The following is an 18,950-nucleotide window of genomic DNA, read 5'->3' as shown; positions in this document are numbered from 1 at the left end:
CCCACCCGAGGACATTCGCGATGGCGACGGTATACAGGATTCACCCCGGGATCGGGATCGCCCGCCTGGGCAACAGCCCCGACGCGTTCTGCATTGCCGCCGAGCAGCCGGCGGCGCTTCCCACCGAGTGCGACCAGGACGGCAACTCGCTGCCGCTGGGCGCCAGGCCGGGGAAGGAGGTGCGCGCGCAGCGGATGAAGGACGACGAGGGGCGCATCCGGCGGCAGGCGGCGCGCTTCGGCGTGTGGGTGTACGACGACGAGCACCCCGACGGGCGCCCGCTGAAGATCGGCGACAAGGTGTCCGGCGGCGGCAACCACGGGAAGCTGGTCGACATCCAGTGGCGCGTGCACCTGGCCAACAAGAAGGCCGGCTGGTACGAGTTCCGCCAGCTTCAGGGCGAGCACGGCTTCACCGACGACCACCCGCGGCGCAACCCGCAGGTGACGGCCGACCAGGCGCGGCAGAACCTGATCATCGACCCCGGGCCGCGGGTGGTGTCGCTGCGCGGGGAGCGGCGGGCCAGCTTTTCGCGCGACGCGGGCGCCATGTACGCCTCGACCTTTCCCCCGCCGCTGAAGCCCCGTTCCATCGACACGCTCGGCGACCTGATGGTGGACGACGGCGCGCGGCTGCTGGTGCTGGGCGGGCACGGCAACGCGGGGTCGTACCTGTTCGACGACTTCGGGCAGCCCCGCATCGACCACTACGCCAACAACGACGGCTGGTTCGACGACACCAGCGACGGGCCGGTGATGGCGCGCCTGGTGTTCTTCAGCGACGAGGTGCAGCAGCAGCGCTTCATCGACGTGGAGTACCCGGCCTGGGTGATCGCGGCGTATCCCGACTACGTGCCGCAGATTCCCGACATGGTGACCATGGACGAGCTGGTGTACGACCTGGCCGTGCGCCGGTTCGCCTACCGGACCGACCTGTACGGCGAGGCGGGAACGTGGGACTGCCCGGAGCGCGTGGACCCGCGCGACACCGGCGCGCTGCTGGCCTGGCAGGCGGGGCGGCTGGGGTGGAACCCCGAGTACCGGCCCTGGTTCTGGCGCGACATCTGGCCCATCCTGTGGCGGCCGGAGCAGTACATGTTCCTTTCCAGCATCCTGCTGCAGAGCAACGACCCGCACAACCAGACGGCGCGCGGCACCTTCGATCCCAAGCGCATCGGCAAGCCGCCGGTGACCCACTGGAAGAAGGTGGGCGAGTGCCTGCAGGGGTGCCTGGCGCCCGACGGCGTGGCCGCGCTCTTCATCGAGTCCGTCCAGGAGGTGCTGGACGGCCTTCCCGCCCAGAGCGGCGACCAGGGAACGCGCGGCGCCGCCGGCAAGGCCGCCGCGTTCGCGCCGGCGGGCGGGCTGCTGCTGGACGGGCTTCGCCAGGTGGCGCACGAGATCGCCGCGGCGGAGCAGCCGCGGGTGTCGCCGGACACGCCTCCCGGGCTGCTGGCGGCCGCGTTCCGCAAGACGGCCGAGGCCCCCGAGCGGGCGGGCTCTCGCGCGCGGCTGCAGGAAGAGATCACCCGCCTGCTGGACCAGCTGTTCGGCCCCGTGGGCGACGAGGGCGAGCTGCAGGGCTCCATCCAGCACACGTCGCGTTCGCCCGTCTACAACTCCGCCCCGGAAGACCGGGAGCCCATGGGCGCGTGGCGGCGGGCGGAGATCGAGCTGCAGCGCGAGGCGGGGCGGCTGCTGCGCGGCGACCTGCACCAGGAGTGCTTCCGCCGCTGCGTAAAGGCCAACACCCGCGACCGCTACGCGCCGGAGCGGCAGTTCCTGTTCAGCCTGCTGCGCGAGCCGGGCGAGGAGAACCGCTTCGTGCGCGGCGGGCGGGCCACCACGCGCGTGTTCAACCTGCCGCTGATGCCCCTGCTTTCCGGCGACAACCCCATCAACAACGTGCTGCCCTCCAAGTTCCTGCGGCTGACGGACTACCAGTACTACCTGCTGGGGCAGTGGGCGCAGGGCAAGTTCATCAACGAGGCCGACGAGAAGTGGGTGTCCGCTCCCAACCCCGACGAGCCGTACGCCCACTGGCCCCTGCGCACCGGGCGCGACCTGGACCAGGGGGTGCTCTTTCACGTGGTGGGCGGCGCCTTCTGCCCGGGGGGCGAAGTGGGGTGGATCATGCGCAACCCCGCCGTGTGGCGCGAGCCGTGGCGCATCAAGGCCGATCCCTCGTTCTACAACTTCACGCTGACCGCCGCGCAGGCCAACAAGTGGCGCGGCACCATCCCCGAAACGGACTACATCTCGTACGCCGACGAGCAGCTGAGCCAGGGGCTGGACTTCGACCAGGGGATGCAGCCGGGCGACCTGACCAAGTCGATGGCGGTGCCCTGGCAGTCGGACTTCAACGAGTGCAGCACGCAGGGGATCGACGTCACCTACGAGCTGTGGAACGAGATCGACTTCGACAACCCCACGAACTCGCTCCTGCAGCGGCAGCAGCGCACCTGGGAAACGCTGTGGTGGCCCGCCCACCGGCCCATGCAGAACTACGAGCTGCAGTCGGTGGCGCCCAACGGCGCGCGCAGCTACCGCTGGCTGGACTGGGCGCGCGGCGTGACGCAGACCAACGCGGGCGACCTGAAGATGGTGACGGAATGGAGCCTGCTCCCCTTCGTGCTCCGCAACGCGGCGGACCCCAAGGACGCGGACCACGCCTACGTCGGGGTGGAGCGCACCCCCCGCACGCCGGAGAACTCGCGATGAGCGGTGACGGAAGCCCCTTCGTGGGCACCTGGACGTACCGCAGCCTGCTGAACGACCCCAAACTGTCGCCCACGGACCCGTCGACGGACCCGGCACCCTGGGCCAACCTGTTCTTCGGGTACGGGACCATCGTCATCAAGCAGGGAAGCATTCCCGAGGAGCTGACGGGCACCATCGGCGGCGACGACTGGTCGCTTGCGCTGCATGGCTCCATGAGCCCGGGAAACCCCGGCCAGGTGCGCTTCCAGGGCAAGGGCGTGGTGGACGGGGCGGAGTGGATCTACGACTACATCGGGTGGCTGGTGCCGGTGTGGCCCGGCAGCACCAGCGAGCTGCAGAAGGTGGCGATGGTGGGCTCCATCGTGCGCACCATCCCGCACCCCAGCGGCGGGGGCACCGCGCCCGCGGGGGTGGTGGCGTCGTGGTACGCGGTCAAGGCCAGGTAAGCGGATGACGCGCGTTCGCGACGTCGCCGTCGCGGGCGGGGGCCCCGGCGGGTGCGCGGCGGCCCTCGCCCTGCGCGCCCACGCGCCGGGGATTTCCGTCGCGCTGATCGAGGCCTCGTCGTACGCGGACGCGCGCGTCGGCGAAACGCTGGCGCCGCCCGCCGCCGACCTGCTTCGGCACCTGGGGGTGTGGGACGCCTTCCAGGCGCAGGGGCATCATCCCGGGTACGGGACGGCGGCGGCGTGGGGCTCGGCGGTTCCCCACGAGAACGAGTTCCTCTTCCACGTCCGCCAGGTGGGCTGGCACCTGGACCGCGCCGCGTTCGACGGCATGCTGGCGCGCGAGGCGGCGGCGCGGGGCGTGGAGGTGGTCCGCGGCACGCGGGTGCTGGACGCGGCGCGGGAAGGAGACGGGTGGCGCCTCTCCCTCTCCTCGGGGGACGAGGTGCGGGCGCGGTTCCTGGTGGATGCCACGGGAGCCGGCGCGTCGCTCGCCCGCCGGCACGGGGGCGCGCGCCACCGCGCGCACGACCGGCTGGCGGGGTTCGTCCGCTTCTTTCGCCAGCCGGGGGGCGGGGGCGCGCCGCACACGCTGGTGGAGGCGTTCGAGCACGGGTGGTGGTACACGGCGCCGCTGCCGGACGGGCGCCGCGTGGCCGCCTGCATGACGGACACCGACATCGCGCGGGCCTTGGGGCTGGAGTCGGACGGGGCGTGGACGGAGCTGCTCGGCCGCACCGCCCCGGCCACGTGCAGCGCGCTCGCCGGCGCGGTGCAGGAGGGCCCGCCCGTGGTGCGCGCCGCGCGCACGCGGCGGCTGGCGCCCGCTGCGGGCGATGGATGGCTGGCCGTGGGCGACGCGGCATCGACCTTCGACCCGCTCTCGTCGCAGGGGATGTTGAAGGCGCTGCGCTCCGGCATCTTCGGCGCGTACGCCGTGGGCGACCTGCTGGCGAAGGGCGACGACGCCGGCATCCGCCGCTACCGCCGGTTCGTGGAGGGCGAGTTCCAGGGCTACCTGCGGACGCGCGCGAAGTACTACGCCGACGAGCGCCGCTGGCCGGAAAGCGAGTTCTGGCGCCGCCGCCACGCGCCCACGCCGGAGCCCGAGCCCGCGGGCATCGGCGCCTGATGGGAGCCTGGTGGGTGTCAGTCGTCGACGCCGGCTTCTGTCATCCAGAGGCCCAGGCGCACCACCCTCACCCGCACACCGATGCTTGCGGGCCGAAGGATCTTACTTGGGACGCTACTGAGCCGGGGCGCGGCAGCGACACGGATCTCCGAGTCGCGGAAGCTCCCGCACCGAACCCGGGCGCAAAGCCGAGGTAACACTCCGTCCCAGGGCCGCACGGGCGAAAGAATTCGCTGCAAAGACCACACGATGTCCGCCTGCGCGGACTGGCCTGTTGTCGTGTGCGGAGGACGAGAGGCGCGCCCGGGAGTGTGTGGCGGATCCCTCAGTCGCTGCGGATTGCGGTGGATCGGCAGGTTCATCGGGGCCGCTCCATCGGGATGACATCGCGCGCGTCGGCAGGTGCCGCGTGCGTGCAGGTCAAGCCCCGAGCGGGACGCGACAGCGGCCCGAGTCGGGGCTTTCCGCTGTTCCAGCCGCGGGTTCACCCGCCCCTGGTACCCGCCCCTGGTCCCCACCCCCGGACCTCCGCGCTTGATGCCGCGGGTTCACCCTGGTCCCCGCCCCTTGACCTGCCCCTTTGGACCTGCCCTCGTCCTCGTCACCAATGGACGGAGCGTCGGGCAGAAATTACCTTCGCCCCATGCACACCAGACACCCCGCCCTCGACCGCGCACAGCTGCTGATCAACCACCGCCGCTTCCAACTGGCGGAGGACGAGCTGCGCCGTGGGCTGGGGGACGAGCCAGAGAACGCGATGATGCATGCGCAGGTGGCCCTGTGCATGGTCGAGGACCCGGCGCGCGCCGCACAGGCCCTGGAGGCGGCGAAAACCGCCGTCGCGTACGCGCCCAACGACGCCACGGTGTGGCACGCGCTGGCGCGGGTCGCGGAACGGTGCGGGAAGGTGAACGAGGCGGAGCACGCGGCGGCCATGGCGCTGTCCCGGGCCCCACGCACGGCGGTGCTCCTGCTGAACGGCGCGCAGCTGCTGCTGGCAAGGGGATGGTACCGGGCGGCGCTCGGCCTGGCCGAACGCGCGCTGGAGATCGCGCCCAACGACGCGAATGCGCTGATGACGGCGGGCGCGCTGCGGTCGCGCATGGGGCTGCACAACCAGGCCCGCGCCAACTTCGAACGCGCGCTGGCGCTGGAGCCGGACGACAAGGCGGTGCAGGCCAACGCCGGCTGGGCGGCGCTACGCCGGGGCGATGCCGAGGCGGCGGTGCGGCACTTCCGCACCTCCCTGCGGCTGGACCCGGAGGAAGCGAAGTCGCAGCGCGGGCTGCTGGAGGCGCTGCGGGCGCGGAACCCCGCGTATGGCTTCTACCTTCGCCTGTCACTGGGTCTGAAGCGGTTCCCCGCATTCCTGAAGTGGGTCGTCGTCGCCTTCTCGTTCCTGTTCCTGTTCGCCGTGTCGCTCGGTTTTTTCCCTCCCCGGCCGCTGCTGGCGCTGCAGGTGACGGGCCTCACCCTGACCGTCCTCATCTGGACGGCCCCGCCACTGGCCGACCTGCTCCTGTTGCGGAGCGCGGAGGGGCGCCAGGTGCTGGACCCCGTGCGGAAGGCCGCGGCCGTGGGGACGGCGGCACTCCTGGCCGTCGCGGCCGCCCTGGGAGTCGCGCACCAGCTGCGCCCGTCGGGCGCCGTCGCGCTGGCCGCCATACTCGCCGTGCAGTTCACCATTCCCCTTTCGACCGCGCCCCGAACGCGTCCCGGGCGGCAGCGCGCGGTGTTCGGCGCCCTCGTGGGCCTGCTCGCCGTCTTCGCCATCATCTCCCTCTTCCGGTTCGCCCAGCGGCAGGACGACGCGGTGCTGTGGCTGATGGCGTCAGCCGCCGGACTGCTGTACGCCGACGTCTTGGCCGAGTACCTGCCGGGGCGCCGGTGAGCCACCCCGGCCTGGCCCGCGCACAGCTGCTGATGGACCGCCGCCGCTTTCGGCTGGCGGAAGAGGAGCTGCGCCGCGTGCTGGGGGACGAGCCGGAAAACGGGGTGATGCAGGCCTACCTGGCCCTGTGCCTGGCGGAGGAGCCGGCCCGCGCGGTGGAGGCGATGGACACGGCCATCCGCGCCACCCTGCACGAGCCCGACACGCCCTTCACCTGGTACGCGCTCTCGCTGGTCGCCGCCCGCCGCGGGACGTGGGAGCACGCCAGGAAAGCGGGCCTCACCGCGCTGTCGCTGGCGCCGGAGATGCCCGAGCTGCTGGTGCACATGGCGGAGCTGATGGCCCGCCGCGACTGGCTGCCGCAGGGGCTGGAGTTCGCGGAGCGCGCCCTGGCCGTGACGCCCGACGACCCCCGCGTGCTGATGACGGCCGGCACCCTGCGCTCGCGGCTGGGGCGGCACGCCCAGGCGAAGGCGGACTTTGCCCGCGCGCTGGAGCGGGCGCCGGAGAACCACGCCGTGCAGGCAAACGCGGGGTGGTCCGCCCTGCGCCGCCGCGATCCGGACGCGGCCATCGGCCACTTCCGCACGTCGCTGCGGCTGGACGCCGACGAGCGGGGGCCGCGCGTGGGGCTGCTGGAGGCCATGCGGGCGCGGAACGCGCTGTATCGCGTGTTCCTGCCCGCCGCGCTGCGGTTCTACTGGTTTCAGCCGAACCTGAGGTGGGTGGCCGTCGCGCTCGCCGTTGCGCTGATCATGTACGCCACGTTCGTGGAGCCCGCATGGCTGCGGCTGGTGCTCCGGGCCCTGATCGCCGCGACGGCGGTGTTCGTCTGGGCCGCACGCCCGCTGGCGGACCTGGTGCTGCTGCGCGACCCGGCCGGGCGCACGCTGCTGGACCGCACCGCGCGGACCGTATCCATCCTGGTCGGCGTGCTGCTCCTGGCAGGCTCGATTCTCGGCATCGCCTGGACGTTGGGCGCACCGCGGGGCACCGGGCTGGCGGCCATCCTGGCGGTGCTCTTCACCATCTCCGTGATGGGGATCCAGCAGCCCGCCGCCGGGTGGCCGCGCGCCACGTACGTCGTGTACCTCGTGCTGATGGCCATCCCCGCAACGATCGCCGTGCTTCACCACGCCCGCCGCACGGACGCCGCGGGAACCTGGGTGGGGATCGCCGTGGGCGGCCTCGCCTTCTCCGACCTCCTCGCCGAGTTCCTGCCCCGCCGCCGCTGACCGCTGGTGCGCGGCGCATCCGCCGGTTACCTTCCGTTCGCAAGCCGCCAGGGGTACCCCGTCCGCGGGGTTGAGACAGTCCCTTGGAACCTGATCCGGTTCACACCGGCGTAGGGAGCGCGGCGTGTCGTCCATCGACGGTTCCCATCCACCGTACCCGGCCCGCCACGGACCGTACGGGGATGATGCGGTCGCAGGCGCCACCCGGGCATCCCCGGCGTGGCGCCTTTTTCGTTGCCGCACTCCAGGAGCCCCAGATGATCGACCGAGCCCGCCCCCAGACCCCCGCCGCCGGCGACTACGGCAGTGCGTTCCCCAACAGCCGCAAGGTGTACGTCGAGGGGCGCCACGGCGTGCGCGTGCCCATGCGCGAAATCTCGCTTTCCGGCGGCGAGCCGCCCCTGCGCGTGTACGACACCAGCGGCCCGCTGGATGCCGACGTGCGGCTGGGGCTGCCCTCCGTCCGCGGCGAGTGGATCCGCGCCCGCGGCGACGTGACGGAAGTGCGTGAGTGCGTGAGTGCGTTAGTGCGCCCGGATGCTCCGCACTCACGCACTCACGCACTCACGCACTATTCCGTCGAGATGCCTGAATCGCTCGCCCGGCCCCGGTTCCGCGGCACCGGCTGCGTGACGCAGATGCACTACGCCCGTCGCGGCGAGATCACTCCCGAGATGGAGTACGCGGCGCTTCGCGAGGGGATGGACGCCGAGTTCGTGCGATCGGAAGTGGCGCGCGGGCGGGCCATCATCCCGGCCAACATCAACCACCCCGAGCTGGAGCCGATGATCATCGGCCGCGGGTTCAAGGTGAAGGTGAACGCCAACATCGGGAACTCGGCCGTCAGCAGCTCCATCGACGAAGAGGTGGAGAAGCTGCGCTGGGCCACGCTGTGGGGCGCCGACACGGTGATGGACCTGTCGACGGGCAGGAACATCCATGAAACGCGCGAGTGGATCATCCGCAACTCCGCCGTCCCCATCGGCACGGTGCCCATCTACCAGGCGCTGGAAAAGGTGGGCGGCGTGCCCGAGGAGCTGACGTGGGAGCTGTACCGCGACACGCTGATCGAGCAGGCGGAGCAGGGCGTTGACTACTTCACCGTGCACGCCGGCGTCCTCCTGCGCTACGTGCCGATGACCGCGAACCGGCTGACGGGCATCGTCAGCCGCGGCGGCTCCATCATCGCCAAGTGGTGCCTGGCCCACCATCGCGAAAGCTTTCTGTACACGCACTTCCGCGAGATCTGCGAGATCATGCGGGCGTACGACGTCAGCTTCTCGCTGGGCGACGGGCTGCGGCCGGGCTCCATCTACGACGCCAACGACGAGGCGCAGTTCGCGGAGCTGCGCACGCAGGGCGAGCTGAACCGCATCGCCTGGGAGTTCGACGTGCAGACCATGAACGAGGGGCCCGGGCACGTGCCCATGCACCTGATCAAGGAGAACATGGACAAGCAGCTCGAGTGGTGTGGGGAGGCGCCGTTCTACACCCTCGGACCGCTGACGACGGACATCGCGCCGGGCTACGACCACATCACCAGCGCCATCGGCGCGGCGCAGATCGGGTGGTACGGCACGGCCATGCTGTGCTACGTGACGCCCAAGGAGCACCTGGGCCTGCCCAACCGCGACGACGTGAAGGCGGGGGTGATCACGTACAAGATCGCGGCGCACGCGGCGGACCTGGCCAAGGGGCACCCCCGCGCGCAGGAGTGGGACAACGCGCTGAGCAAGGCGCGCTTCGAGTTCCGCTGGCGCGACCAGTTCAACCTGGCGCTGGACCCGGTGACGGCGCTCAGCTACCACGACGAGACGCTGCCGGCGGAGGGCGCCAAGATCGCGCACTTCTGCAGCATGTGCGGCCCCAAGTTCTGCAGCATGAAGATCACGCAGGACGTGCGCGACTACGCGGCCAGGCAGAAGGAGATCGAGGCCGGCATGGCCGACAAGTCCGCCGAGTTCCGCGAGCGCGGGGCCGAGGTGTACCTGCCGGTGGACGGCATCGTGGCCGCCGAGACGGAGGCGGCAATCGTGGAGGAAACGGCTGCGGCGGAGTGATGCGCCGCGGCTTGTGTGATTTCTCTGCGAGCGGGCGGGGGAGTGGCCTGGAGCCTCTCCCTCACCGTCTCGTGGTTGCCGCGGATGCAGGCCTCGCCGACAGCGGGACGGTTTACAGTTTCAACAATCGTCCGGCCAAGACGCCAGCGAGCGCCCCCCGCACATAATCGTCGGCCCGCTTCGCTCTCCAGGTATCGTTTACGCGAACGAAATACAGAACGCTGGAGGCACTGGGATCGCCCCCCTCCTGGTGTGCACGGACCCGAACGGAACCGTCTGGCTGTGCTTCGGGAGCGAGCACGACCCACCGTGCCTCGTCGCGGGGAGGGATGATGTGCCGTAGACCCCGGACCAGCTGATCTCGCGCGGGAAGACGCTCAAGGGTCTCGGTGTCGTGCAGCGCGAACATCTCCGATGCGGGCACGCCTCCCTCCGCGGGGTCGACGATCCGCAGCAACTCGACATGGACTTCGCGGATCGCGTCCGCCGAGAGGAGGTCCACGTAGCGGGCCCAATCGCCTCGATCACGGGCGGACAGCAGCGCTTCGGCTGCCCGGGTTACCGCGGAGTCCGTATGCGCCGCCTGTGCGGCGATCACGAGATTGCCTGTCGAAGGCGCCGCCGCGGCAGTGGACAGGGCGAGAAGCAGCGGAATGATAGGCATCACCGGGAGTGGCTGGGGAGAGTGGCGCGAGCTCACTGCATGGCATTCGTGCGCGGCCGGGTTTCCATGCCTCCGCGGCCGCACACTGGCCCGAGACCGCTCAGGGTCCATTGTCCGGGCGGGCCGGGTGCATGCTGGAACTCCGCTCCGATGGGCGCGCCCGCTTCAGATACGAAGGTCGAAGTACAGTGTAGTGTCGGTGGCTACTGTCGACAACAGTGTTGGCGCCACAAGTGAGGATGTGGGCGCGGGGAGCTCCGGGTGGCGCTCCCGGCGTTGACCTGCCATCCGAAACTCCTTGAGAAGCTGCTCCCCGCACCGTTTCCAGGGACCCGGCGGGTTATGCGTCCAGGAAGGCCCGGATGCACTGCGCGGCGTGGGCAGGGTCGTCCAACCACGGCAGGTGCCCGGCGTGTGGCACCAGCTCCAGCGCGGCGTGCGGAAGGAGCCCCGCCACCGCGCGCGCCACGTCGCCCCCGCCGAAGGTGTCCGCGGCGCCCCAGTAGAGCAGCGACGGCGCCGCCACGGCGCCGAGCTGGTCCGGCGTGAACGCAATCCCCCGCCGAACGCCGAAGGGCGTCGCCACAGTGCGGATCACCCGGCCGTCGCTGGCCATGGTCGCCGTGTCGGACATCAGGCGCAGCCCCCACTCCCAGTATTCCGCGGGGAGCGCGTCCAGGGCGGAGGCGGCGTGCCCCATCTGCCGGTGAACCCACTTGGCCCCGCTTACGGACTGCGGCAGCATGGGCATCAACTGGCCGATTCCCGGCGTGCACATCATCCGCATGAAGCCGGGAACCAGCATCCCCGGCACCAGGGCGGGCGCTCCCAAGAGCACCAGCCGCCGTACCCGTTCCGGGTGCGCCGCGGCGAACCAGAGGGCCCACGCGCCGCCGAACGAGCTGCCGGCGACGTCGATCCGCTCGATGCCCAGCCGGTCCAGAACCCCCACGAGCGTCGTCGCGGCCAGGCGGGGCAGCGGGATGCGGCCGTACTCCACCGGGCCCGAGAGCCCGCATCCCGGGCGGTCCAGCAGCAGGCACCGCCGCTCCGGCATTTCCGCCGCCAGCGGGATGAAGGTCGATCCGCCGTTGGGGCCGCCGTGCACGAACAGCAGCGGCTCGCCCTCTCCCGCTTCCTGCACGCGCACTCCCAAGCCGAGATCGTCCACGTCCACGAACCGCTCGCTGGGCGCGATGCCGTACCGCCGCCAGAGCGCCGCCTCCGCCCGCCGGTACGGACTCGGCGGTTCGCGGGGCGGCGCCACCGGGCGGACCGTTCTTTCTGCAGTCTGCGAACTCATCGGCCGGGCTCTCCGTTGAAGAATCGTTTCCCGCGCGATGAACTACACGCGGTGTGTATTTGCGTAACTACACATAATGGGTAGATTCCCTCCCGTCAAGGAACTCGCATCGAAGGGAGACGATCCGTGATCGCGCAGCCGCGCAACGCCCGAAGCACCCGCACGCGCGCCGCGATTCTCGACGCCGCGTGGCGCCTGCTGGAGCAAGGCGGCCCGGAGGCCGCCACCATGACGGCCGTCGCGCAGGCTGCCGGGGTCACGCGCAAGGGGTTGTACCTGCACTTCGCGTCGCGCGCGGAACTGCTGTCGGCGCTGCGCGGGCACGTCGACGAGGTGCTGAACCTGGAAGTCTCCCTGCAGCCGATCCGGCAGGCACCGAATGCGGCGGTGTCCCTGGACGAGTGGGTGCGGCACCTGGTGGAGTACCACTCACGGATCCGCGTCCTGGTGGATGCCGTCGACCGGGCGCGCGCCACGGATGCCGACGCCGCCGCTCTCTGGGAAGAGGCGACGGCATTGTGGCTCTCGGGGTGCCGGGAAATGGCCGACTGGCTGGAGCGGGAAGGCCGCCTGGCGCCGGGTTTGGCCGCTGCCGAGGCGGCGGACGCCCTACTGGGGATGATGCTGAGCTTCAACCGGCTGTGGGAGGCGCTGGTCGTGGAGCGGGGGTGGGCTCCCGAGCGCTTTCGGCAGTTCCTTGCCCGCATGCACCACGCGACGCTCACACGCGAACCCGTGTGAGCGCGGAGGTGTACCTGCCGGTCGACGGGTCCGCCGACGGGCCGATGTACGTCCAGAACAGTCGCGACCAGCGGAACGGCGGATCAGCGGCGTCGCCCAAACGTTTGGGCCAAGAAACATCTGCGTCGTAGACACTGGTATAATCCGTCGTATTTTGATATCATCCCTGCACGGCCGCCGGATACGGGCGGCCACCGCGCGGTCGGGCCGCGCGGAGTTCTCACCTGCAGGGGAGGAAACCCGTAATGCGCTTCACCAGACTCGCCGCGGTCGCGGCACTGGCGGCCGTGGCCGCCTGCTCGGACCAGGATCCGGTCGGCCCCGGGGCCAGCGACGCTCCCGTGCTGGCCGCCAGGAACCCCATCGAGGGGTCGTACATCGTCGTGGTTCGCGAGGGCGGCGACCCGCGCGCGGCGGCGGCGGTGGCCGGCGTGAGCCCGCGCTTCGTCTACACGGCCGCGCTCAACGGCTTCGCGGCACGGCTGAACAGCGGGCAGCTGAACGCGCTGCGGCAGAACCCGAACGTGGCGTACGTGGAGCCGGACCAGGAGGTGGCGCTTTCCACCACCCAGTACAATGCCACCTGGGGGCTGGACCGCATCGACCAGCGCAACCTGCCGCTGAGCGGCACGTACAACTACACGCCCACGGGCCAGGGCGTGCGCGCGTACGTCATCGACACCGGCATCCTCACCTCGCACACCGAGTTCGGCGGCCGCGCGTCCGTGGCCTGGGACGGCATCGGCGACGGCTATCAGGACTGCAACGGGCACGGCACCCACGTGGCCGGCACCATCGGCTCCACCACGTACGGCGTCGCCAAGGCGGCGACGCTGGTGGGCGTGCGCGTGTTCGGGTGCGGCAACACGGGCTCCACGAGCGTCATCATCGCGGGCATCGACTGGGTGACGGCCAACGCCGTGAAGCCGGCGGTCGCCAACCTGTCGCTGGGCGGGGGTGCATCCACCAGCCTGGACAACGCCGTCGGCAACCTGGTCAACAGCGGCGTGACGGCCGTGGTCGCGGCGGGCAACGACAGCTACGACGCCTGCTACTACTCGCCCGCCCGTGTCGCCAGCGCCCTGACGGTGGGCTCCACCGACTCCAACGACGCGCGCTCGTACTTCTCCAACTACGGCAGCTGCCTGGACCTGTTCGCGCCGGGCGGCAGCATCACCTCTTCCTGGAACACCTCGACCACGGCGACGAACACCATCAGCGGCACCTCAATGGCGGCGCCGCACGTGGCGGGGGTGGCCGCGCTGTACCTGCAGGGCAACACCACGGCGTCGCCGGCCACCGTGGCCAACGCCATCATCAGCACCTCCACCGCCAACAAGGTGACGAACGCGGGCTCGGGCTCGCCCAACCGCCTGCTGTACTCGCTGGGCGGCAGCACCCTGGCGGTGACCTCGCTGTACTGCGAAGACATGGGCGGCGGTGGCCCGTACTACAACACGACGTACTGCGAGGCGTACGTGAGCGGCGGAACCGGCGGGTACACCTTCGACTGGAACGTGATCGAGAGCACCCGGTACGACTTCGCGAACGGCTCGCAGATCACGGGCGTGTGCACCGGCAGCTATCCCGTGACGTTCACGGTGACGGACTCCTCCGGCGCGACCGCGAGCCTCAGCCGCACCTTCCGGTGCTACGCGTCCACCGGCGGCGGCGGCATCGAGCCGTAGCCGCGAGGCGGATCGGCGATGGATGAACGACGCGGGGAGCACCGCCGGTGCTCCCCGCGTTTCCGTGTTCCGCACCGGGAGCTTGTTCGCGGGCGGCGGCGCCCCTATGCTTCCCCCTCGCGCGGGCGTCCCACCGTCCTGCGCGGCCATCCTCATCACCGCCGTCCAGCGGCGCACCGCCCGGCCGCGCCGGTGCCGATCGCCCAGACCCGCCCTTCGCAGTGTCGCAGTCTACGCCATGAGCCACCCCGATTTCACCCCCACCCCGCCGGAATCCGCCGCGCCGGACGCCGCCGCCCTGCACGCCCGCATCGCCGAGCTGGAACGCCAGCTGGACGAGGCGCGCACCGCCGGCGCGGCGCTCGCCGAGAACGAGCAGCGGTATCGCGCGCTGGTGGATGCCGACCCCGACGGCGTCGTCATCATCGACGCGGAATCCACCATCGTGGCGGTGAACCCGGCCATGTGCCGGATGTTCGGATACCCGGCCCAGCAGATGGTGGGCAAGCCGCTCACCGTGCTCATGCCGCACCGGCTGCGCGCCGGGCACATGGGCGGCACCCGCCGCTACATGATGACGGGCGAGCGCAGCATCCCCTGGCGGGGCGTGCAGGTGCCGGCGCTGCGCCGCGACGGCAGCGAGTTTCCCGTGGAGATCAACTTCGGCGAGTACCGGAGCGACGGGCAGCGGTTCTTCGCCGGCTTCATGACCGACATCACGGAGCGCGTGCGGGACCAGGAGGCGCTGCAGTTCCAGACCACGCTGCTGCAGGCGCAGAGCAACGTGGCCATCGACGGCATCCTGGTTTCGCACCAGGGCCGCGTGCTGAACATGAACCGGCGCTACGCCGAAATCTTCACCATCCCCGAGGAGCTGCGCGCGCCGGAGCGCTGCGTGGAGATGTTCGCGTGGGCCACGCGCCAGGCCGCCGACCCCGACGGGTACCGCCGCACGATCGAAGGACTGCGAGAGGACTTTCACACCGTGCACCGCGACGAGGTGCTGCTGGCCGACGGGCGCGTGCTGGACCGCTACTCGGCGCCGCTGGCGAGCGAGGCGGGCGAGGTGTACGGGCGCATCTGGATGGTGCGCGACATCACCGAGCGCAAGCAGTTCGAGGTGAAGCTCAAGGAGGCCAAGGAAGCGGCCGAGGCGGCCAACGAGGCGAAGAGCGAGTTCCTTTCGCGCATGAGCCACGAGCTGCGCACCCCCATGAACAGCATCCTGGGGTTCGGGCAGCTGCTGCAGCGCAGCCCGCTCCCGGCCGACCAGGCGCGGAGCGTGGAGCACATCCTCAAGGCCGGCCGCCACCTGCTGAACCTGATCAACGAGGTGCTGGAGATCGCCCGCATCGAGGCCAACCAGCAGCAGCTCTCGCTGGAGCCCGTGCACGCCGCCACCCTGCTGAACGAGGCGCTCGCCCTTGTGCGCCCCACGGCCGACCAGCGCCCGGTGCAGCTGTCCGCCCGCGCGCCGCAGGGGAGCGACGCCTACGTCCGCGCCGACCAGCAGCGGCTGATGCAGGTGCTGCTGAACCTGCTTTCCAACGCCATCAAGTACAACCGCTCCGGCGGGGCGGTGGAGCTCCTGGCCCGGCCGGCCGCGGGGGCGGGTGGCAGCGGGTTCCTGGCCATCGGCGTGCGCGACACGGGGCCGGGAATTCCCCCCGACCGCCTGGGCGAGCTGTTCGTCGCGTTTTCGCGGCTGGGGGCGGAGCGATCCGGGGTGGAGGGCACCGGGCTGGGACTCGCCCTCTCGCAGCGGCTGGTGGAGGTGATGGGCGGGCAGCTGCGCGTGGAAAGCACCGTGGGCGAGGGGAGCACCTTCTGGGTGGAGCTTCCCGTCACGGAAAACCCGCGCGAGCGGCTGGAGCCCGGGCGGACGGACGGGGCGCGGGCGGACACGATGGCCCGGCCCGCCCGCACCATCCTGTACGTGGAAGACAACCTCGCCAACCTGGACCTGGTGGAGACGATCCTGATGGACCGGCCGGAGATCAGCCTGATCCCCGCGCTGCAGGGCCGGTTGGGGCTTCAGCTGGCGCGCGAGCACCGGCCGGACCTGGTGCTGCTGGACCTTCACCTTCCCGACATCTCGGGCGAGATGGTGCTCCACGAGCTGCGCGCCGACGACCGCACGCGCCACGTTCCCGTGCTGGTGATCAGCGCCGACGCCACCACCCGCCAGGTCGAGCGCCTGCGCGCGGCCGGGGCCCGCGACTACCTGACCAAGCCCCTGGACGTGGACCAGTTCCTCACGGCCGTGGACGCCGCGCTGGGGGTGGAGGGCTAGGACCGCCTCCGACACCGGGTTCCGCCGCCCGGGATCGATCGTCTCCCGGGCCGACCGGGACTTTCTTGGGAATTTGCACCGGGCGGTTGCGTGGGAAGCCTATTGCCGCCAGATTGCGGCCATTCGTCGTGGTCCAGGCGCAGCGGGCCATCGGCACTCTTTCCCCGGTGCGGAGCGGGCCAGGCGACTCCGCCCCTCCCCTTCTTCATCGGGAATCCAGGCTCCTCCCCGCGACGCGATTCCCCCAAAGCAGAGGTTCATGCCGGTGATGGTAAGAACCAGACACGCACCGCCTATCACCGGGCCAGCGGCCATGGCGGCCCACCCGCAGAGTGAACGCCGATGGTAAGCGGCCACGGTCAGTTCCGGCGCGTCCTGGCCACCGGGGACGGGTACGTGGAGAGCCTGGCCCGCGTCGCGCGATGACTCACGAAACCGAGTTCCTGGTGCTGGGCGGCGGCCCCGCGGGGCTGGCCGCGGGGGTGGAGCTGGGCGAGCGGGCCCTGGTGGTGGAGCGCGAGGAGCGGCCCGGCGGGCTGGTGCGGGCCGAGTGCTTCGGGGGGTACTGGTTCGACCGCGTCCTTCACCTGCTTCACTTTCAGGATCCGCCGCTGCAGGAATGGGTCACGGGCATGCCCGACGCCTGCCTGGCCCCGTGCCCGCCGGTGGCGTGGATCGACAGCGAAGCCGGCACCGCGCGGTATCCCCTGCAGCTGAACCTGGGCGCGCTGCAGCAGGAGACGTGCATCCGCGCGCTCACCGAGCTCGCGGCCGCGGCGTCCGGCGGCGGCCAGGCGGGCAGCGACGCGCCGGCGTACGACGACTATCTCCTCCGCTCCTTCGGCCCCACGCTCTGCGACCTCTTCTATTTTCCCTACAACCAAAAGATGTGGCGCAGGCCGCTGGGCGAGTTGGCTGCGTCGGGCCAGACGTGGAACCTGCTTCGTCCCCGGCTGGAGGATGCGGTGCGCGGCGCCCTGGCACCCAACCGCGACCGGGAGGCGTACAACACCACCGCCTTCTATCCCCGCCCGCCCGCCGGCGCGCCCGTCCGGGGAATGGAGGTGCTGAGCCGCGCCCTGGCCCGCCGCGTCCCGCGCCTTCACCTGCGCACCACCGTCACCCGCATGGACCTGGAGCACCGCGAGGTGCACGCGCTGGCGGACGGCGCGCCCGTCATCTACCGCTACACGCGCGGATGCCTCAGCACGCTGCCGCTGCCGGCCGCCATCGCCATGAGCACCCCCGTCCCGCGCGAGCTGGCCGACGAGGTGCGGGCCCTGCCGCACAACGGCGTGCTCTCCCTCGCCTTCAGCATCCGCGGCGCCCGTCCCCCCTCGCCGGGGCACTGGCGGTACTATCCCGATCCCGCGCTCCCCTTCACCCGCCTGGTGTTCATGGCGGAGTTCGACCCGCTCTCCGGCCCCGCGGACGGCTGGGGCGTGCTGGCCGAAGTGCCGTACCGGGCGGATGCTCCGCCGTCCGTGCGCGAGGCCATGGATGCAGCGCGGATGGGGCTGATCGCGCTGGGGCTGTTGGACGGGTGCGAGATCGTGGACGAGAACGTGATGGTGGCCGATCCCGCGTACGTGGTGTTCACTCCCGGGGCCGAGGCGGTTGCCGGCAGGGCCCGCGCGCACCTGGCCACGGCGGGGGTGACGGCGCTGGGCCGGTATGGACGGTGGGAGTACTCGTCGATCGCGGGCGTGATGGCCGATGCGCGGGCATGGGCGGCGGGCGCGGCCCAGGGCCGGATGGCGGCCTGACGGTGGGCCTCGCCCCCTCGCCCGCGGCGCTCGCGCTGCTGGCCGCCGCCGCCGCCTGGGTGTGCACGGCCGCGGTGCGGGCACTGGCGCCGCGCGTGGGGATGATCAGCCAGCCCAATCCCATCGTTCCGCAGCACACCCGGCCCGTGGCGTATCTGGGCGGGGTGGGCGTGGCGGGGGGATCGCGGGGGCGCTGTGGCTGGCGGAGGCGGGGCCGGGGACGGGCGGGCTCCCGGGTGCGGCGCTGGCGGCGGGGGCCGCGGCCTTTCTGCTCCTGGGCGGGGTGGACGACGCACGGCCGTTGGCGCCCGGGACCAAGCTGGCGCTGCAGGCGCTCGCCGCCGCGCTGCCCGTGGCCTTGGGCCTTCGCCTCTTCCCCTTCGTCCCGGCGGTGGCGGACGCGCTGCTCACCGCCGCGTGGCTGCTGGTGATGGTGAACGCGGCCAACGTGACGGACGTTTGTGACGGGCTGCTGGCGGGGATCGCCGCGGTGACGCTGGCGGTGGTGGCGGCGTTCGTTCCCGAGCTGCGCGGGCTGGCGGCGGTGGGCGCGGGGGCCTGCGCCGGCTTTCTGGTCTTCAACTACCCCCCGGCGTCCATCTACCTGGGCGACGCGGGATCGCACCTGCTGGGCTTCGTGCTGGCCGTGGCGGCGGCCCGCGGCGCCCAGGGGCCATCGGCGGCCACCACGCTGGCGGGCATGCTGCTGCTGGGCGGCGTGGTGCTGTTCGAGATGGTCCTGCTGGTGAGGGCCCGCCGCCGACGCGGCATCGCCTGGTGGCGCGGAAGCCCCGACCACTTTTCGCTGCGCCTGCTGGCGCGCGGGTGGAGCCGGGCCCGCACGGACGCGGCGGCGTGGGCGGCCGCGGTGCTGCTGGCGCTCGCGGCGTTCGCCCTGCCGCGCCTGGGCCCGCTCGGCGCGGGGGCGCTGCTGGCCGCGGTGGCCGCCTCGTCGGCCCTGGCGATGCGCGCGCTGCTGCGGCACGACGTCGTTCCGCGCGGGCGGTAGCG

General features: G+C 71.7%; 13 protein-coding genes and 1 riboswitch. Of the genes, 11 read left to right on the top strand and 2 right to left on the bottom strand.

Annotated features, from left to right (window positions below; translation table 11 throughout):
• Nucleotides 1-20 precede the first annotated feature (20 nt).
• The 6 genes from VGB24_RS23470 to thiC all read left to right on the top strand — a co-directional run bounded on the left by VGB24_RS23470 (nucleotide 21) and on the right by thiC (nucleotide 9,484).
• The gene (locus VGB24_RS23470; protein ID WP_331075361.1) at nucleotides 21-2,720 is read left to right on the top strand and encodes a LodA/GoxA family CTQ-dependent oxidase; all 2,700 of its coding nucleotides are present in this window, start codon (nucleotides 21-23) and stop codon (nucleotides 2,718-2,720) included.
• Nucleotides 2,717-3,166, top strand: coding sequence for a hypothetical protein (locus tag VGB24_RS23465; RefSeq protein WP_331075360.1), 450 nt, complete (start codon nucleotides 2,717-2,719; stop codon nucleotides 3,164-3,166). The genes VGB24_RS23470 and VGB24_RS23465 overlap by 4 nt, the downstream gene beginning before the upstream one ends.
• Before the next feature lie 4 nt (nucleotides 3,167-3,170).
• A complete protein-coding gene (locus VGB24_RS23460) occupies nucleotides 3,171-4,298 on the top strand; it encodes an NAD(P)/FAD-dependent oxidoreductase (protein ID WP_331075359.1) in 1,128 nt (375 codons plus the stop codon).
• Nucleotides 4,299-4,941: 643 nt separating this feature from the next.
• Nucleotides 4,942-6,189, top strand: coding sequence for a hypothetical protein (locus VGB24_RS23455; protein ID WP_331075358.1), 1,248 nt, complete (start codon nucleotides 4,942-4,944; stop codon nucleotides 6,187-6,189).
• On the top strand, nucleotides 6,186-7,424 hold the full coding sequence (locus VGB24_RS23450) for a tetratricopeptide repeat protein (RefSeq protein ID WP_331075357.1): 1,239 nt from the start codon (nucleotides 6,186-6,188) through the stop codon (nucleotides 7,422-7,424). Before VGB24_RS23455 ends, VGB24_RS23450 begins: the two co-directional genes overlap by 4 nt.
• A gap of 39 nt (nucleotides 7,425-7,463) precedes the next feature.
• Nucleotides 7,464-7,559: riboswitch (TPP riboswitch) on the top strand.
• A gap of 122 nt (nucleotides 7,560-7,681) precedes the next feature.
• Complete coding sequence (thiC, locus tag VGB24_RS23445; protein ID WP_331075356.1) at nucleotides 7,682-9,484, top strand: phosphomethylpyrimidine synthase ThiC; 1,803 nt, start codon at nucleotides 7,682-7,684, stop codon at nucleotides 9,482-9,484.
• A 112-nt stretch (nucleotides 9,485-9,596) separates the two neighbouring features.
• Here the strand turns inward: thiC and VGB24_RS23440 are convergent, their stop codons facing one another.
• Nucleotides 9,597-10,148 (bottom strand): hypothetical protein, encoded by a 552-nt coding sequence (locus VGB24_RS23440; protein ID WP_331075355.1) that lies wholly within the window; start codon nucleotides 10,146-10,148, stop codon nucleotides 9,597-9,599.
• Between the two features lie 340 nt (nucleotides 10,149-10,488).
• Complete coding sequence (locus VGB24_RS23435) at nucleotides 10,489-11,451, bottom strand: alpha/beta hydrolase (RefSeq protein ID WP_331075354.1); 963 nt, start codon at nucleotides 11,449-11,451, stop codon at nucleotides 10,489-10,491.
• 126 nt (nucleotides 11,452-11,577) lie between these two features.
• Here VGB24_RS23435 and VGB24_RS23430 point away from each other — a divergent pair, with 126 nt between their 5' ends.
• The 5 genes from VGB24_RS23430 to VGB24_RS23410 all read left to right on the top strand — a co-directional run bounded on the left by VGB24_RS23430 (nucleotide 11,578) and on the right by VGB24_RS23410 (nucleotide 18,948).
• A complete protein-coding gene (locus VGB24_RS23430) occupies nucleotides 11,578-12,192 on the top strand; it encodes a helix-turn-helix domain-containing protein (protein ID WP_331075353.1) in 615 nt (204 codons plus the stop codon).
• 245 nt (nucleotides 12,193-12,437) lie between these two features.
• Nucleotides 12,438-13,880 (top strand): S8 family peptidase, encoded by a 1,443-nt coding sequence (locus VGB24_RS23425; RefSeq protein ID WP_331075352.1) that lies wholly within the window; start codon nucleotides 12,438-12,440, stop codon nucleotides 13,878-13,880.
• Between the two features lie 238 nt (nucleotides 13,881-14,118).
• Complete coding sequence (locus tag VGB24_RS23420) at nucleotides 14,119-16,173, top strand: PAS domain S-box protein (protein ID WP_331075351.1); 2,055 nt, start codon at nucleotides 14,119-14,121, stop codon at nucleotides 16,171-16,173.
• Nucleotides 16,174-16,595: 422 nt separating this feature from the next.
• Nucleotides 16,596-17,939 (top strand): protoporphyrinogen/coproporphyrinogen oxidase, encoded by a 1,344-nt coding sequence (locus VGB24_RS23415; protein ID WP_331075350.1) that lies wholly within the window; start codon nucleotides 16,596-16,598, stop codon nucleotides 17,937-17,939.
• Nucleotides 17,890-18,948 carry a hypothetical protein gene (locus tag VGB24_RS23410; RefSeq protein WP_331075349.1) on the top strand — a complete coding sequence of 353 codons (1,059 nt, stop codon included), beginning with the start codon at nucleotides 17,890-17,892 and terminating at the stop codon, nucleotides 18,946-18,948. Before VGB24_RS23415 ends, VGB24_RS23410 begins: the two co-directional genes overlap by 50 nt.
• Nucleotides 18,949-18,950 lie beyond the last annotated feature (2 nt).

The sequence above is a fragment of the Longimicrobium sp. genome, assembly GCF_036399935.1.
Lineage (GTDB): Bacteria > Gemmatimonadota > Gemmatimonadetes > Longimicrobiales > Longimicrobiaceae > Longimicrobium.
This window is presented reverse-complemented; position numbering and strand designations above follow the sequence as displayed.

What these genes read in the sequence shown, in the direction of transcription:
- VGB24_RS23470 (WP_331075361.1), top strand. Translation starts at nt 21, where the DNA reads ATGGCGACGGTATACAGGATTCACCCCGGGATCGGGATCGCCCGCCTG.
- VGB24_RS23465 (WP_331075360.1), top strand. Translation starts at nt 2,717, where the DNA reads ATGAGCGGTGACGGAAGCCCCTTCGTGGGCACCTGGACGTACCGCAGC.
- VGB24_RS23460 (WP_331075359.1), top strand. Translation starts at nt 3,171, where the DNA reads ATGACGCGCGTTCGCGACGTCGCCGTCGCGGGCGGGGGCCCCGGCGGG.
- VGB24_RS23455 (WP_331075358.1), top strand. Translation starts at nt 4,942, where the DNA reads ATGCACACCAGACACCCCGCCCTCGACCGCGCACAGCTGCTGATCAAC.
- thiC (WP_331075356.1), top strand. Translation starts at nt 7,682, where the DNA reads ATGATCGACCGAGCCCGCCCCCAGACCCCCGCCGCCGGCGACTACGGC.
- VGB24_RS23440 (WP_331075355.1), bottom strand. Translation starts at nt 10,148, where the DNA reads ATGCCTATCATTCCGCTGCTTCTCGCCCTGTCCACTGCCGCGGCGGCG.
- VGB24_RS23435 (WP_331075354.1), bottom strand. Translation starts at nt 11,451, where the DNA reads ATGAGTTCGCAGACTGCAGAAAGAACGGTCCGCCCGGTGGCGCCGCCC.
- VGB24_RS23425 (WP_331075352.1), top strand. Translation starts at nt 12,438, where the DNA reads ATGCGCTTCACCAGACTCGCCGCGGTCGCGGCACTGGCGGCCGTGGCC.
- VGB24_RS23420 (WP_331075351.1), top strand. Translation starts at nt 14,119, where the DNA reads ATGAGCCACCCCGATTTCACCCCCACCCCGCCGGAATCCGCCGCGCCG.
- VGB24_RS23415 (WP_331075350.1), top strand. Translation starts at nt 16,596, where the DNA reads ATGACTCACGAAACCGAGTTCCTGGTGCTGGGCGGCGGCCCCGCGGGG.
- VGB24_RS23410 (WP_331075349.1), top strand. Translation starts at nt 17,890, where the DNA reads ATGCGCGGGCATGGGCGGCGGGCGCGGCCCAGGGCCGGATGGCGGCCT.